General features: G+C 70.0%; 13 protein-coding genes. 4 read left to right on the top strand and 9 right to left on the bottom strand.

Annotated features, from left to right (window positions below; all coding sequences use genetic code 11):
* Positions 1-76: 76 nt before the first annotated feature.
* Positions 77-1,177 carry a calcium:proton antiporter gene (locus tag ACFYW8_RS16140; RefSeq protein WP_389074257.1) on the top strand — a complete coding sequence of 367 codons (1,101 nt, stop codon included), beginning with the start codon at positions 77-79 and terminating at the stop codon, positions 1,175-1,177.
* Positions 1,178-1,184: 7 nt separating this feature from the next.
* Here ACFYW8_RS16140 and ACFYW8_RS16135 read toward each other — a convergent pair whose 3' ends face one another.
* Together ACFYW8_RS16135 and ACFYW8_RS16130 are read right to left on the bottom strand one after the other, a co-directional pair.
* Complete coding sequence (locus ACFYW8_RS16135) at positions 1,185-2,486, bottom strand: MFS transporter (protein ID WP_365874351.1); 1,302 nt, start codon at positions 2,484-2,486, stop codon at positions 1,185-1,187.
* A 60-nt stretch (positions 2,487-2,546) separates the two neighbouring features.
* Entirely contained in the window at positions 2,547-3,593 is a 1,047-nt protein-coding gene (locus ACFYW8_RS16130; RefSeq protein ID WP_389074249.1) for a S66 peptidase family protein, read from the bottom strand.
* Positions 3,594-3,694: 101 nt separating this feature from the next.
* Here ACFYW8_RS16130 and aroQ point away from each other — a divergent pair, with 101 nt between their 5' ends.
* Complete coding sequence (gene aroQ, locus ACFYW8_RS16125) at positions 3,695-4,168, top strand: type II 3-dehydroquinate dehydratase (protein WP_266757495.1); 474 nt, start codon at positions 3,695-3,697, stop codon at positions 4,166-4,168.
* A 43-nt stretch (positions 4,169-4,211) separates the two neighbouring features.
* Here aroQ and ACFYW8_RS16120 read toward each other — a convergent pair whose 3' ends face one another.
* The 5 genes from ACFYW8_RS16120 to ACFYW8_RS16100 all read right to left on the bottom strand — a co-directional run bounded on the left by ACFYW8_RS16120 (position 4,212) and on the right by ACFYW8_RS16100 (position 8,399).
* Positions 4,212-4,979 carry an amino acid ABC transporter ATP-binding protein gene (locus ACFYW8_RS16120; protein ID WP_389074244.1) on the bottom strand — a complete coding sequence of 256 codons (768 nt, stop codon included), beginning with the start codon at positions 4,977-4,979 and terminating at the stop codon, positions 4,212-4,214.
* Positions 4,976-5,878, bottom strand: a complete 903-nt coding sequence (locus ACFYW8_RS16115; RefSeq protein WP_389075105.1) for an amino acid ABC transporter permease — start codon at positions 5,876-5,878, stop codon at positions 4,976-4,978. Before ACFYW8_RS16115 ends, ACFYW8_RS16120 begins: the two co-directional genes overlap by 4 nt.
* A 5-nt stretch (positions 5,879-5,883) precedes the next feature.
* Positions 5,884-6,768, bottom strand: coding sequence for an ABC transporter substrate-binding protein (locus ACFYW8_RS16110; protein ID WP_389074239.1), 885 nt, complete (start codon positions 6,766-6,768; stop codon positions 5,884-5,886).
* Between the two features lie 275 nt (positions 6,769-7,043).
* Positions 7,044-7,700, bottom strand: coding sequence for an MBL fold metallo-hydrolase (locus ACFYW8_RS16105; RefSeq protein WP_389074233.1), 657 nt, complete (start codon positions 7,698-7,700; stop codon positions 7,044-7,046).
* Between the two features lie 9 nt (positions 7,701-7,709).
* Positions 7,710-8,399 carry a maleylpyruvate isomerase family mycothiol-dependent enzyme gene (locus ACFYW8_RS16100; RefSeq protein WP_389074229.1) on the bottom strand — a complete coding sequence of 230 codons (690 nt, stop codon included), beginning with the start codon at positions 8,397-8,399 and terminating at the stop codon, positions 7,710-7,712.
* A 223-nt stretch (positions 8,400-8,622) separates the two neighbouring features.
* On the opposite strand from ACFYW8_RS16100, the gene uvrA reads away from it, so the two are divergent.
* The gene (gene uvrA / locus ACFYW8_RS16095; RefSeq protein ID WP_389074226.1) at positions 8,623-11,673 is read left to right on the top strand and encodes an excinuclease ABC subunit UvrA; all 3,051 of its coding nucleotides are present in this window, start codon (positions 8,623-8,625) and stop codon (positions 11,671-11,673) included.
* Positions 11,674-11,814: 141 nt separating this feature from the next.
* Here uvrA and ACFYW8_RS16090 read toward each other — a convergent pair whose 3' ends face one another.
* Positions 11,815-12,744, bottom strand: coding sequence for a carbohydrate kinase (locus tag ACFYW8_RS16090; protein WP_389074221.1), 930 nt, complete (start codon positions 12,742-12,744; stop codon positions 11,815-11,817).
* The gene (locus ACFYW8_RS16085; RefSeq protein ID WP_389074218.1) at positions 12,741-13,808 is read right to left on the bottom strand and encodes a LacI family DNA-binding transcriptional regulator; all 1,068 of its coding nucleotides are present in this window, start codon (positions 13,806-13,808) and stop codon (positions 12,741-12,743) included. Before ACFYW8_RS16085 ends, ACFYW8_RS16090 begins: the two co-directional genes overlap by 4 nt.
* 312 nt (positions 13,809-14,120) lie before the next feature.
* Between ACFYW8_RS16085 and ACFYW8_RS16080 the strand changes: the two genes are divergently transcribed.
* Entirely contained in the window at positions 14,121-14,543 is a 423-nt protein-coding gene (locus ACFYW8_RS16080) for a Rieske (2Fe-2S) protein (protein WP_389074215.1), read from the top strand.
* Positions 14,544-14,589: the final 46 nt, after the last annotated feature.

The raw sequence follows: 14,589 nt of genomic DNA, 5'->3' as shown, positions 1-14,589 counted from the left end.
TCGTCCGCCGCGGGTTTTGGAGCGTGCCCCGCGCCGCCGGAGTGCGGGGCACGCCTCCGACTGCGACGATCGCGGCATGATCGTTCGCCTCCGGTCACTCGCGACGCGGTGGACCACCGCGGTGCCCGTGATCGCGGTGGTGCTGCTCGCGTTCACCTGGGGGCGCGATCTGCCCGCCGCGGTTGTCGCACTGGTGACGCTGGTCCTCGCGGGATCCGTGCTCGCCGCTGTGCATCACGCCGAGGTGGTCGCCCACCGGGTGGGTGAACCCTTCGGATCCCTGGTCCTCGCCGTCGCGGTCACGATCATCGAAGTCGCCCTCATCGTCACCTTGATGGCGGACGGCGGCGCCAAGAGCTCGACACTGGCCCGCGACACGGTGTTCGCGGCCGTGATGATCACCTGCAACGGGATCGTCGGCCTGTGTCTGCTCGTCGCCTCCCTGCGACACGGGCTGGCCGTCTTCAACGCGGAAGGCACCGGAGCCGCCCTGGCCACCGTTGCCACGCTGGCCACACTCAGCCTCGTCTTTCCCACCTTCACCACCAGCAAGCCGGGCCCGGAGTTCTCCACCGCGCAACTCACCTTCGCCGCGGTCGCCTCCCTGGTCCTGTACGCCCTGTTCGTGACGACCCAGACCGTGCGGCACCGTGACTACTTCCTGCCGATCACCCGACAGGGCCAGGTCATCGACGTGGCGGACCACGCCGACGCCCCGTCCGCCCGTGAGACCAAAATCAGTCTGGGACTTCTCGGCCTGGCCCTGGTCGGCGTGGTCGGCCTCGCCAAGGGCGTGTCGCCCACCATCGAGTCCGGGGTCGAGGCGGCCGGCATGCCGCATTCCGTGGTCGGTGTGATCATCGCGCTGCTCGTGCTGCTCCCCGAGACCATCGCGGCCCTGCGGTCCGCCCGCCGCGACCGGGTGCAGACCAGCCTGAATCTCGCCCTCGGCTCCGCGATGGCGAGCATCGGACTGACCATCCCCGCCGTCGCCCTGGCGTCACTGTGGCTCTCCGGGCCACTCGTGCTCGGTCTGGGTGCCACCGAGATGGTTCTGCTCGTGCTGACCGTGGTGGTGAGCTCTCTCACGGTCGTTCCTGGGCGGGCCACCCCGCTCCAGGGAGGTGTCCATCTGGTCGTGTTCGCCGCCTACCTGGAACTGGCCATCAACCCCTGACCAACAGTCACTCGGCGACAGGTACGACCGTCAGCCGGGGCACCGGCCGGGTCTCCGGCAGCAGCGCGAAGCACCCGAGGCTCAGCAGCGCGATCCCCGTCAGATAGGCGGCCACGCCCCACGGCACGCGCTCCCCGCTCGCCACCGCCGTCGCCACGACCGGGGTGAGCGCGCCCCCGAGAACCCCGCCCAGGTTGTATCCGACGGCCGCGCCCGTGCAGCGCACCCGCGGCTCGTACAACTCCGGCAGATACGCGGCGATCACCGCGAACATGGTGACGAACGCGATGAGTGCCCCGAGGAAGCCGAGAAACATCAGCAGGGGTTCGCCGGTCGAGAGAAGCCCGATCATCGGGAACATCCACAGCGCGGCGCCCGCGCAGCCCGCCATGCACAGGGGCCGCCGTCCGTAGCGGTCTCCCAGCAGGGCCACCAGGGGTGTCAGGGCTCCCTGCACCACCACGGCGGCCATGATGCAGGTCAGCATGACGGTGCGGGCGACGCCGAGCCGTTCGACGCCGTAGGCGAGCGCCCAGGTCGTCACCGCGTAGAACACGGCGTATCCGACGGCGAGTCCGCCGGCCGTCAGCAGGACCATCCGCCAGTGCTCACGCACCACCTCGACGAGCGGCACACGCGCGTGGTCCCCCATCTCCAGGAACCGCGGGCTCTCCTCGAGCGAACCGCGCAGCCACAGTCCCGCCGCCGCGAGCACCCCCGCCGCCCAGAACGGCACCCGCCACCCCCACTGCGCGAACTGCGCGTCGGACAACGTCGCCGACAACGCCAGCATCACGCCATTGGCCAGTACGAACCCGAAGGACGGACCGATCTGGGGGAAGCTCGACCACAGCCCGCGCCGTTCGGCGGGCGCGTGCTCGGCCGTCAGCAGCACGGCCCCGCCCCATTCGCCGCCGAGTCCGAGCCCCTGCAGAAAACGCAGCACCAGAAGAAGCACGGGAGCGGCGGCGCCGATGCGGTCGTACGTCGGAACACAGCCGACGGCGACGGTCGCCGCGCCGGTCAGCAGCAGCGAGGCCAGCAGAACCGGCCGCCGCCCGCGCCGGTCCCCGATGTGCCCGAACAGCACGGAGCCCAGGGGCCGGGCGAGGAAACCGACACCGAACGTCCCGAAGGCCGCCAGCGTCCCCGCCAGCGGCGAGAACGTCGGGAAGAACAGTGGTCCGAGAACCAGCGCGGCCGCGGTCCCGTAGACGAAGAAGTCGTAGAACTCGATGGCCGTCCCGGCGAGCGAGGCGGCCGCGAGCCGCAGCATGGAGGGTGCCCTTACGGTGCGTACGTCGTGCATGCCGGAACAACTACCCACAGTGACCGGCGGTTACGGGGGCGTGCGGGAGCGCGGCGTGCGTCAGTAGGTGACAGTGATGCGCCGGGCCGGTCCGTCGACCCGGACGGCCCCTCCGTAGGGGATGACGATCTGCGGATCGGTGTGACCGAGGTCCACATCGAAGACGACCATCATGTCCGGGGCATATAGGTCGACGGCCCGGAGGACTGCTTCGCGCTGGTCGCGCGCGTATCGGGTCCTGGCCTCCGGATCGAGGGGCCGTTCGAACGACCAGGCCTTCGGTCGGCCCATGAGAAGGGCCGGAAAGCGTCGCAACAGGCCGCGTTCGCCCATGCTGCGCAGGATCCAGAAGACGTCGTCGGCCCCGGGCATGTCCTCCGAGGTCTCCAGGAACAGCACGTGCCCGTCGTACACGGAAGGATCGCGGGCGATCTCGCGGTCGGCCATCAGCAGCCACGACAGGATCTCGATGTTGCCGCCCCAGGAGCGGCCCTCGACCACCCGGTCCGGTCGGACCCAGGTCCAGCCGGTGCCCGGCTCGGTCCGCGGCTCGGCGAGGAAACTCTCCGGCGCGTCCCAGGGCAGGTCGACCTCACGGAACCGGTCCGCGGGACGCAGTTCGTACGGCCCGGAGGTGAACAGCGCGGCCCGCAGCGACTCCGCGGTCAGCGGGTCCATGGCGCCAGGGCGGCCGAGCTCGCACATCACCGTTCCGCCGTGATAGCCGACAATCCCGGCGTTCCACAGGTGGGCGAGGAGGTTCGTGTTGTCGCTGTACCCGAAGAACGGCTTCGGGTTCGCGCGGATCAACTCGCGGTCCAGCAGCGGCAGCACGGTGATCTGGTCGTCGCCCCCGATGGACGCGATGACCGCCTTGACGGCCGGATCGGCGAACGCCGCGTGGACGTCGTCGGCCCGTTCCCGTGGAGTCGACCCCGTCTTCCGGGTCGCCGGGTATTCGACCGGTTCCAGACCGAAGTCCTCGCGCAGGCGCTCCAGGCCCAGTTCGTAGGGGAGCGGGAAGCGGCCGGGCAGACCGCTGGACGGCGAGATCACGGCCACCCGGTCGCCGGGTGCGGGCTTGGGAGGGTACGCGGGTGTCGTCATGGCGCGAGCGTACGAGCCGTCACCCTTTCGGTGCATCGTGATAAACCGGGTCCGAGCAGCGGTCCTTGACGGGCCGGCAGACCTGAAGGACCGGAGGAACCGTGCCCCGCACCCTCGCCAACGCCCCGATCATGATTCTCAACGGGCCCAACCTGAACCTCCTCGGGCAGCGGCAGCCGGAGATCTATGGTTCCGACACGCTCGCGGACGTGGAGGCGCTGTGCGCCAAGGCGGCGGCAGCGCACGGCGGCACGGTGGACTTCCGGCAGTCCAACCACGAGGGCGAGCTGGTGGACTGGATCCACGAGGCCCGTCAGAACCACGCCGGGATCGTGATCAACCCGGCTGCCTACTCGCACACCTCCGTCGCCATCCTGGATGCGCTCAACACCTGTGACGGACTTCCGGTGGTGGAGGTCCACATCTCCAACATCCACCAGCGTGAGGAGTTCCGGCACCACTCGTACGTGTCGCTGCGCGCCGACGGGGTCATCGCGGGCTGCGGCGTGCAGGGGTACGCGTTCGCTGTGGAACGGGTGGCGGCGCTCGCGGGGACGGGACGGGCGGACACCTGACCGTCGTGCGGAGGCGTCCGCCCGAGGTCGCGGACGCCTGAGGTCAGAGGCGTCCGGCCGCCACGATCCGCTTGAGGAAGCGTCGCGTGCGCTCCTGCCGCGGGTCGCCGAAGACCTGCTCGGCCGTGCCGCGCTCAAGGATCACCCCGCCGTCCAGGAAGCAGACCTGGTCCGCGACCTCGCGGGCGAAGCCCATCTCGTGCGTGGCCAGGACCATGGTCATGCCGTCCTCCTTCACATCACGGACGACGCTGAGGACCTCGCCCACGAGTTCGGGGTCCAGGGCGGCGGTGATCTCGTCCAGGAGGAGCAGCTTGGGGCGCACGGCCAAGGCGCGGACGATCGCGGCCCGTTGCTGCTGGCCACCGCTCAACCGGTCCGGATACTCGCCCGCCTTGGCGCCGAGCCCGAGCCGTTCGAGCAGCTCACGCGCGTGTTCCTCGGCCTCCGCGCGGCTCACGCCGTGCACCCGCCGCGGGGCGAGGGTGATGTTCTCCAGGACGGTCATGTGCGGAAAGAGGTTGTACGCCTGGAAGACGACGCCGATCCGCCGTCGTACCGCGTCCTGGTCGGCCCGTGGGTCGGTGATCTCCTCGCCGTCCAGCCAGATCGCGCCGTCGTCGATCTCCTCCAGGAGGTTGGCGCAGCGCAGCAGCGTGGACTTGCCGGACCCGGAGGCGCCGATCAGCGCGGTCACCGTGTGCGGGGCGACCTCCAGATCGACGTCCCGCAGTACGACGGAGTCACCGAAGGTCTTGCGGACGGACTCCATCCGCAGTATCGGACCGCCGGGGACTGGGGCCTTGCTCATACGGTGCCTCCCTGGCTGCGGCGCCGGTCCATACGGGCGGTGACCCAGTCGGTGAAGCGGGTCATGGGGATGGTCAGGGCCACGAAGAGCAGCGCCGCGACGATGTACGCGGTGTAGTTGAGGCTGCGGCCCACGATGATGTCCGCGGAGCGCATCGCCTCCACCGCGCCGCCGATGGAGACGAGGCTGGTGTCCTTCTGCAGGGACACCATGTCGTTGAGGAGCGGCGGCACCTGACGGCGTACGGCTTGCGGCAGCACCACATGGCGCAGGGTCTGTCGCGTGGTGAGGCCCAGCGAACGCGCCGCGGCCCGTTGCGAGGGATGGACGGATTCGATGCCGGCGCGGACGACTTCGGCGACGTACGCCGAGTAGGTCAGGACCAGGCCCGTGCCGCCGAGCAGGACGGGGTCGTTGGTGACGCCCTGCAACTGGAGCGCAGGGACGCCGAACACGACGATCGACAGACAGATGATCAGCGGCAGACCGCGGAAGAAGTCCGTGTACGCCGTGGCGAGGGCGCGCACCGGCCAGTACATCGGGCCCCGCAGGGTACGGGCGACGGCTATCAGCGTGCCGAGCACCAGCACCACGACGCCGCACACGACGAACAGCCGGAGGTTCAGCCAGAGGCCTTCGAGGACCTTCGGGAAGGCCTCACGCGCGAAGGACGCGTCGAAGAACGTCTCCTTCGTGCGCGGCCAGCCCGGCGCGTCGACGACGACGAGGTACAGCACCACGGCCGTGGCGAGCGTGGAGAGCGCGGCGACGGCCGCCGAACGGCGGGCGCGGGCGCGCCGATGGCGCTCGCGCTCGATCCTCCGCCGGGAGGGGACGTACACCTCGCCCCCGCCGGGCATGTCGCCCTCGGCGGTGTCCTCTCCCGACTCCTCCGTCATCTCCGTCACTTGAGCACCGGGGCGTCGACGGCCTCGGACAGCCACTGCTTCTCGATCTTCGCCAGCGTGCCGTCCGCGCGCAGGGCGTCCACGGCCTTCGTCGCGCAGGAGGTCAGCGCGCTGCCCTTGTCGAGGACGAGCCCGAACTGCTCGGGCGTACCACCCTGGTTCTCGAACTGTCCGACGATCCTCGCGTCGGTCACCTCGGCGGCCGTGATGTAGAAGGCGGTCGGCAGATCGGTGACGATGGCGTCCACCTGGCCGTTCTTCAGCGCCGACTTGGCCTGGTCGTTCTTCGCGTACGCGGCCGGCTGCTGGGCCGGCTTCACCACGTCGTCGATGTAGTTCAGGCTGGTGGTGCCGACCTGGGCGCCCAGCTTCAGGCCCTTGAGGTCCGCGAGGCTCTTCGCCTTCGCGGCCTTGGAGCCCTTCAGCGCGATGACGGCCTGGCGCACGTCGTAGTAGCCGGACGAGAAGTCCACGGCCTTCTTGCGCTCGGCACTGATCGACACCTGGTTGATGTCGAAGTCGAAGGTCTTCGCACCGGGAGCGAAGGCCTTGTTGAAGGGCACGCTCTGCCAGACGACATCACCCTCGGCGTAGCCGAGCTGCCGCGCCACGGCGTACGCCACCGCGGACTCGAAGCCCTTGCCGTTGGCGGGCTTGTCGTCCTTGAACCACGGCTCGTAGGCGGGCTCGTCGGTCGCGATGGTGAGCTTGCCCGAGGTCTGTGTGCTCAACGCGCCCTTGGCACAGGTCGCGGCGGTGCTCCCCGACGCCTTGCCGGACGCTTTCTCCTCCGGCTGCGGGGCACAGCCCACGGCGAGGGCGAGCAGGGCGACAGTGCTGGCGGACGCGGCGCGGCGCAGGGCGTGTTGGGCGAGATGCATGGCGGGAGAGTGACAGCGAACCATGCTGTTTGTCCAGGTCACGGCAACAATTGTCCGCATGGTGGGAACGTGTGTTGCAGTCCTGTGAACACCCTGGACGCGACGGCTTCAGGCGCGCGCCTCGGACTCGTCAGCCACGGGCAGCGGGAAGGGTTCCGGCGGAGCTGCGGAGCAGCTGCGGAGCCGCAGGGTTACGAGCTGCCAGGGCCGCCAAGGCTGCCTCGCGCGCCGGGTGTGCGCGAGGCGTCACGCCCGCGCACTGCCCGGCGTCGAGTTCACCACCCGCGCGCGTGCCACTCCGGCAGATGCGGGCGCTCGGCGCCCAGCGTCGTGTCGTCGCCGTGGCCGGGGTAGACCCACGTCTCGTCCGGCAGTACGTCGAAGATCCTCGTCTCGACGTCGTGGATGAGGCTGGCGAAGGCCTCCGGGTCCTTGCGCGTGTTGCCCACCCCGCCGGGGAAGAGGCAGTCGCCCGTGAACACGTGTGGGTGACCGTGCGGATCGTCGTAGACGAGGGCGATCGAGCCCGGCGTGTGCCCGACCAGGTGGCGCGCGGTGAGCTCCACGTTCCCCACCTTGACCGTGTCGCCGTCCTGGAGGGGGACGTCGGTCGGTACCGGGATGCCGTCGACGTCGTCCCGGCCCGCGTAGGTGCGCGCACCCGTGGCGGCCACGACCTCGGCCAGCGCCTGCCAGTGGTCACCGTGCTGATGCGTGGTCACGACGGACGCGATGCCGTCGTCACCGATCAGGGTGAGCAGGGTCGAGGCGTCGTTCGCCGCGTCGATCAGGAGTTGTTCGTCGGTGGCCCGGCAGCGCAGCAGATACGCGTTGTTGTCCATCGGACCGACCGCGACCTTGGAGATCATCAGGTCCTGCAGTTCGTGCACGTCGGCAGGGCCGCCGACCGTCACCGCTCCGCTGTACGTCATGACGGCAGCCTATAGCGGAGGGAGGGCCGGAAGCGGGCCGCCGTGAACCGTCAGAGCGGTGCCGTCGCGGCGGCCGCAGAGCCAGCCGAGCAGATCGGCCGCCGAGCCCTGGACCACGACCGGTCCGCCCTCGGCGCCCCCGCCGGTGGTCCACACCTGGCCGTCACCGGCGTCGAGCCCCGTGGAGGGTACGTCCTTGTGGCCGCCGAACCGCTCCGCGAGGAAGTCGATCTCCCGGGTCACGAACTCCTCCGGCAGATCCTCGAGCTCGTATCCGATTCCCAGATCCACATGGTGCAGGTCGACCTCGACCCACCGCCGGAACGGCACCCGGGCCGCGGAGTCCGTGACCCCGTTGCGCAGCTCCACCGTGCGGGACCAGTCCGCGGGGGTGGCTCCCGTCTCCCCGAAACGGGCCGCGCTCTCGCGAAGGTCCGCCAGCTGTACGTCCAGGGGGCGCGGCGCGTCCCGCTCGATGTCGGCGTCCCGGGTGCTCGCGGAGGCGTACATGGGGCGCCCCTCCAGAACGTTCACCAGAGCGTCCGCGTTGCGGGACAGGTGGGCGAGCACGTGCCCGCGGCTCCAGCCGGGAAGCCGTGACGGCTCGGCCACGGCGGCGTTGTCCAGTTTGGTGACTGCGGTGAGCAGTCGTTCCGTCGCGTCACGTACAGACGCCAGGTCGCGCACATGATCAATCATGAGGTCGACCCTAGCCCCGCCACACGTTCGGGTGAAGCTGGTCGGCCGCCCCCGTAAATCGAATGCACGTGCTATACGCTCGTCGGTGGCGTCGGGCATGCTGGATGGTCCGGGATTGTTGTGAACCAGCGAAAGCAACCGGCGTTGTCAGTGGCTCGCCCTAGTCTGAGAAGACGGGGGCCTGCGGCCCCTGTCACTTCTCTCAAGAAAGGTGCGGACCGGCGTGGCCGACCGTCTCATCGTCCGTGGAGCGCGCGAGCACAACCTGAAGAATGTCTCGCTCGACCTCCCGCGCGACTCGCTCATCGTCTTCACGGGCTTGTCGGGGTCGGGCAAGTCCTCCCTCGCCTTCGACACGATCTTCGCCGAGGGCCAGCGGCGCTACGTGGAGTCCCTGTCCTCGTACGCCCGGCAGTTCCTCGGTCAGATGGACAAGCCGGACGTGGACTTCATCGAAGGTCTCTCCCCGGCCGTCTCCATCGACCAGAAGTCGACCTCGCGCAACCCGCGCTCGACGGTCGGCACCATCACCGAGGTCTACGACTACCTCCGGCTGCTCTTCGCGCGCATCGGCAAGCCGCACTGCCCCGAGTGCCGCCGTCCCATCTCCCGTCAGTCGCCGCAGGCCATCGTCGACAAGGTTCTGGAGCTCCCGGAGGGGAGCCGCTTCCAGGTCCTGTCGCCGCTGGTGCGCGAGCGCAAGGGAGAGTTCGTCGACCTCTTCGCCGATCTCCAGACCAAGGGGTACAGCCGTGCCCGGGTCGACGGCGAGACGATCCAGCTCACCGAGCCGCCGACACTGAAGAAGCAGGAGAAGCACACCATCGAGGTGGTCATCGACCGCCTCACGGTGAAGGACTCCGCCAAGCGCCGTCTCACCGACTCCGTGGAGACCGCCCTCGGCCTCTCCGGCGGCATGGTCGTGCTCGACTTCGTCGACCTCCCCGAGGACGACCCCGAGCGTGAGCGCATGTACTCGGAGCACCTGTACTGCCCGTACGACGACCTCTCCTTCGAGGAGCTGGAGCCCCGCTCCTTCTCCTTCAACTCGCCGTTCGGCGCCTGTCCCGAGTGCACCGGTATCGGCACGCGGATGGAGGTCGACCCCGAGCTGATCGTCCCGGACGAGGAGAAGTCCCTCGACGAGGGCGCCATCCACGCGTGGTCGCACGGGCACACCAAGGACTACTTCGGCCGGCTGATCGGCGCCCTCGCGGACGCGTTGGGCTTCCGGACCGACATCCCCTTCGCCGGGCTGCCGCAGCGCGCCAAGAAGGCCCTGCTCTACGGCCACAAGACGCAGATCGAGGTCCGTTACCGCAACCGGTACGGACGCGAGCGCGTGTACACCACGCCCTTCGAAGGGGCCGTCCCCTTCGTCAAGCGGCGGCACGGCGAGTCCGAGAGCGACGCCAGCCGTGAGCGCTTCGAGGGCTACATGCGCGAGGTGCCCTGCCCCACCTGTCAGGGCACGCGCCTCAAGCCGCTCGTCCTCGCGGTCACCGTCATGGAGAAGTCGATCGCCGAGGTCGCGGCCATGTCCATCAGCGACTGCGCGGACTTCCTGGGGCAGCTGAAGCTCAACGCGCGCGACAAGAAGATCGCCGAGCGCGTCCTGAAGGAGGTCAACGAAAGACTGCGCTTCCTGGTCGACGTCGGCCTCGACTACCTGTCGCTGAACCGCGCGGCCGGCACCCTCTCCGGCGGTGAGGCCCAGCGCATCCGCCTGGCCACCCAGATCGGCTCCGGACTCGTCGGCGTCCTCTACGTCCTCGACGAGCCCTCCATCGGTCTGCACCAGCGCGACAACCACCGGCTGATCGAGACCCTGGTCCGACTCCGTGACATGGGCAACACGCTCATCGTCGTCGAGCACGACGAGGACACCATCAAGGTCGCCGACTGGGTCGTCGACATCGGCCCCGGCGCGGGCGAGCACGGCGGCAAGGTCGTGCACAGCGGACCCTTGAAGGAACTCCTCGCCAACCCCGAGTCGATCACCGGCCAGTACCTGTCGCGCAAGAGGCAGATCCCGACCCCGGACATCCGCCGCCCCGCCGACCCGGGCCGCAGGCTCACGGTGCACGGCGCCCGCGAGAACAACCTCCAGGACATCGACGTGTCCTTCCCGCTGGGCGTCCTCACGGCCGTCACCGGTGTATCGGGTTCCGGCAAGTCGACGCTGGTCAACGACATCCTGTACACGCACCTGGCCCGCGAGCTGAACGGCGCGAGGAACGTACCGGGGCGGCACACGCGCGTGGAGGGCGACGACCTGGTCGACAAGGTCGTGCACGTCGACCAGTCGCCCATCGGCCGTACGCCCCGCTCCAACCCGGCGACGTACACCGGAGTCTTCGACCACGTCCGCAGGCTGTTCGCCGAGACCACCGAGGCGAAGGTGCGGGGCTATCTGCCCGGCCGCTTCTCCTTCAACGTCAAGGGCGGCCGCTGCGAGAACTGCTCCGGCGACGGCACCATCAAGATCGAGATGAACTTCCTGCCGGACGTGTACGTCCCCTGCGAGGTCTGCCACGGAGCGCGCTACAACCGGGAGACCCTGGAGGTCCACTACAAGGGCAAGTCCATCTCCGAGGTCCTGGACATGCCGATCGAGGAGGCGCTCGGCTTCTTCGAGGCGGTCCCGGCGATCGCCCGCCACCTCAGGACGCTCAACGACGTCGGCCTCGGCTACGTCAGGCTCGGCCAGTCCGCGCCGACGCTTTCCGGCGGTGAGGCGCAGCGCGTCAAGCTCGCCAGCGAGCTCCAGAAGCGCTCCACCGGCCGCACCGTGTACGTGCTCGACGAGCCGACCACCGGTCTGCACTTCGAGGACATCAGCAAGCTCATCACGGTGTTGTCCGGTCTGGTCGACAAGGGCAACACGGTCATCGTCATCGAGCACAACCTCGATGTCGTCAAGACCGCGGACTGGGTCATCGACATGGGTCCCGAGGGCGGCAACGGCGGCGGTCTCGTGATCGCCGAGGGCACGCCCGAGGAGGTCGCCGGCGTTCCGGCCAGCCACACCGGCAAGTTCCTGCGCGAGATCCTCGGCGCCGACCGGATCAGCGACGCGGCACCTGTGAAGGCACCTCGCAAGACGGCCGCCAAGAAGACGGTCGCGGCGGGGGCGACGGCGAGGAAGACGGCGACGAAGTCCGTCAACAGCACGGCCACGAAGAAGGCGGCCGCGGCGAAGAAGACGGCCACGAAGTCGGTCGCCAAGAAGGCGACCCCCGCGAAGAGGACCACACGGGCCCGCAAGGCCTGACCCGACCGGTCCGACGCGTCGGCCCGGCAACTCCGCAACGGAGGGCGCCCCGGAGGAACTCCCTCCGGGGCGCCCTCCGTTGTGAAGGGGGCGGCCCCGCCCGTCACGGTTCGAGGACCGAGGTGTGCCGGCCGGGCGTTCTTACAAGTCGCGTGGTGCGGCGAGTCCGCCGAGTTCGTGGGCGTACGGGGGTTCGGCTCCGGCGCGGGAGCAGGTGACGGCCGCGGCACGGGCCGCGAAGCGCAGGATTTCGGTCCAGCCCATGGGGCCCAGTTCCGCAAGTGCGGCCGGGGACAGGGCGTTCCGGGCGGCCAGACCGTGCAGCAGCGCCGCGTTCACGGTGTCGCCGGCGCCGATGGTGTCCACGACGTCGACCGGTTCCCCGGGCACGGAGTGGACCGAGCCGTCCCGGGTGAACGCGGTGAGACCGTCGCCGCCCTGCGTGATCACCACGGCGGCGGGTCCGGCGGCCAGCCACTCGCGCGGGGTGCCGCCGAGCCACCGGGCGTCCTCCTCGGACAGCTTGAGCAGGGACACCGACGGCAGCCAGCTCCTGAACCGGGCGCGGTAGGCGTCCGGGTCGGGGATCAGACCGGCGCGGATGTTCGGGTCGAGGGCCGTGAAGACGTCCTGCGCGGCGGCGGTCCGCATCAGCTCCTCGTACGCGCCGGCGCCCGGTTCCAGAACGAGTGAACAGGTGCCGAACGACACGGCCCGCGCCGTGTCGGGGAGTCGGTCCGGAGCAGTGAAGAGTCGGTCCGCCGTGCCCTCGACGTAGAAGGAGTACGCGGCCGAGCCGTCCGCGCCGACCGTGGCGAGGGCCAGGGTCGTCGGCTCGCCGCCGCGCTGCACGCACGCCACATCGACGCCCGCGTCGCCCAGCCCGGCCAGGAGTGCCTCGCCGAACGCGTCCCGTGAGACGCGGGAGCAGAAGGAGGTGGGGGAGCCGAGGCGGCCGAGTGCCACCGCCGTGTTGTAGGGACCGCCGCCGGGACGAGGCAGGAGGCCCGCCAGGGCGCCCGCGCCCTGCGGCACCAGATCGATCAGGGCCTCACCGGCGACGACGATCACGACTCGGGTCCTTTCCTCGGTGTCTCGGGGGTTTCGGGGTGTCCGGCGCTCTCGGGGCAGCCGCACGAGGTGCGGTGGACGAAGGCGGAGGGAAGCCGGACGGTGCGGCTCTCCAGGCGCGGTGACGCCAGTCGTTCCAGGAGCAGTCGGACGGCCGTGGCGCCGAGCTCCCTGCCGGCCTGGGCGATCACGGTGAGGCGGGGCGTGAACAGATCCGCCCAGGAGAAGTCGTCGAAGCAGCACAGCGCGATGTCGTCGGGCACGGACAGGCCCCGGTCGCGCAGGGCCCGCAGCGCGCCGACGGTCATGGCGTTGTCGGCGGTGACCAGCGCGCCGGGCGGTGCCCCGAGGGACAGCAACCGGTGAGTGGCCTCCTCGGCCGTCTCCGCACGGGAGTCGCCGTGCGCGACGAGCCGTTCGTCGTAGGGGAGTCCGGCGTGCGCGAGGCCGTGCCGGTAGCCGGTCATCCGCTCCGCCGTCGTACTGAGTCCGGGCAGGCCCGCGACCAGTCCGATACGCCGGTGTCCTCGCTCGGCGAGGTGCGTGACCAGGCTCGCCATGGGTCCGGTGTTCTCGGCGCAGACCTGGTCGTGGCGGAAGTCGCTCCCGGCGGGAGGGTCCACGAGCCGGTCGAGGAAGACGGTGGGTACGTCGTGCTGCCCGAGGTAGCGCACAAGCGCGTCCGGGGTCGCCGACGGCGCGATGATCATTCCGTCCACGCGTCGTTCGTGCAGCAGTCGGACGACTTTGCGCTCGTGCCCGGGGTCGTCGTGCGGATCGGCGAGCAGCAGGCCGTAGCCGTGTTCCAGGGTTCTGGCCTCGACGCCTTGGAGGATCTGTGTGAAGTACGGGTTGCTGATCGCCGACACCGCGAGCCCGACGGACCGCGTACGTGAGGTGACGAGCGAACGGGCGAGGGTGTTGGGCGTGTAGCCCAGTTCGTCGATCGCGTCGAGAACGGCCTGGCGTGTCCCGGGCAGGACGGGACGGGTGTCGTTGAGGACGTGCGAGACGGTCGCGATGGACACGCCCGCCCGCCGGGCCACATCGATCATCGTCGCCATGGCTCCGCTTCTCCTGGATCTCGGGCGCTCGCCGCTGAACAGGCCCTGGGCGCTCGCCGGCGAACGGAAACCGGGTACTGGCCGGCGAACGGAAATCGGCCGTTCGAGGGCGAACGTACCCCAGCCGACGATTGACGTAAACGCTTACGCCGACGACCGCGCAAGCGTTTGTGTCGATCATCGGACCGACCCGTCCGGCATCGGAGCGGAACGGTCTGTGCCGATATCGTCGGTGCGCGACGCCCCTTGCCGTGTTCGGCCTCGTCGCGCTCGGCGGAGTTTCGGTGAGCACCCTGGACCGGTGGAGATGCCATGTCCGGCCGGCCGTCCGCGAGCCGTCGTACCGTCCTGCGGGGAGCCGCGCTCGCGCCGGTCGCCGGGCTGGGCCTCGCCGCGTGTTCCGGTGGTGGCGGCGGAACCCCGCAGACGCAGACCGCTCCCGTCGTGCTGGGCGCGGACGGCGAGGTCCCCAAGGGCGGGGCTCAGCTGTACCAGGAACGGAACGTCGTGGTCAGCCGTGCCGGGAACGGTTCGCTCAAGGCGTTCGGCTCGATCTGCACCCATGCCGGGTGCGCCATCGACAAGCTGGAGGGGACGACGCTCGTGTGCCCGTGCCACGGCAGTGAGTTCGACGCCGCGACGGGCGAGGTGCCGCGGGCACCGGCCACCGTGCCGCTCCACGAGCTGTCCGTCGAGGAGAAGGACGGGAAGATCGTCGCCGGGCCGGGTGCCTGAGCTCACCTGCCGGCCGGGTGTCTGTGCCCGAGTGCGGGCCGGACCG

Origin of the sequence: Streptomyces sp. NPDC002742, from assembly GCF_042888885.1 — a bacterium.
In the GTDB taxonomy this organism is placed as follows: domain Bacteria; phylum Actinomycetota; class Actinomycetes; order Streptomycetales; family Streptomycetaceae; genus Streptomyces.
The sequence above is the reverse complement of the archived record's forward strand: the minus strand, read 5'-3'. Positions and strand labels throughout refer to the sequence as shown.

Bases quoted from the DNA above. Each gene is read 5' to 3' on its own strand.
- ACFYW8_RS16120 (WP_389074244.1), bottom strand. From the start codon at position 4,979: ATGAGCAAGGCCCCAGTCCCCGGCGGTCCGATACTGCGGATGGAGTCC.
- ACFYW8_RS16130 (WP_389074249.1), bottom strand. From the start codon at position 3,593: ATGACGACACCCGCGTACCCTCCCAAGCCCGCACCCGGCGACCGGGTG.
- ACFYW8_RS16110 (WP_389074239.1), bottom strand. From the start codon at position 6,768: ATGCATCTCGCCCAACACGCCCTGCGCCGCGCCGCGTCCGCCAGCACT.
- ACFYW8_RS16105 (WP_389074233.1), bottom strand. From the start codon at position 7,700: ATGACGTACAGCGGAGCGGTGACGGTCGGCGGCCCTGCCGACGTGCAC.
- ACFYW8_RS16085 (WP_389074218.1), bottom strand. From the start codon at position 13,808: ATGGCGACGATGATCGATGTGGCCCGGCGGGCGGGCGTGTCCATCGCG.
- ACFYW8_RS16140 (WP_389074257.1), top strand. From the start codon at position 77: ATGATCGTTCGCCTCCGGTCACTCGCGACGCGGTGGACCACCGCGGTG.
- ACFYW8_RS16100 (WP_389074229.1), bottom strand. From the start codon at position 8,399: ATGATTGATCATGTGCGCGACCTGGCGTCTGTACGTGACGCGACGGAA.
- ACFYW8_RS16080 (WP_389074215.1), top strand. From the start codon at position 14,121: ATGTCCGGCCGGCCGTCCGCGAGCCGTCGTACCGTCCTGCGGGGAGCC.
- ACFYW8_RS16115 (WP_389075105.1), bottom strand. From the start codon at position 5,878: ATGACGGAGGAGTCGGGAGAGGACACCGCCGAGGGCGACATGCCCGGC.
- ACFYW8_RS16135 (WP_365874351.1), bottom strand. From the start codon at position 2,486: ATGCACGACGTACGCACCGTAAGGGCACCCTCCATGCTGCGGCTCGCG.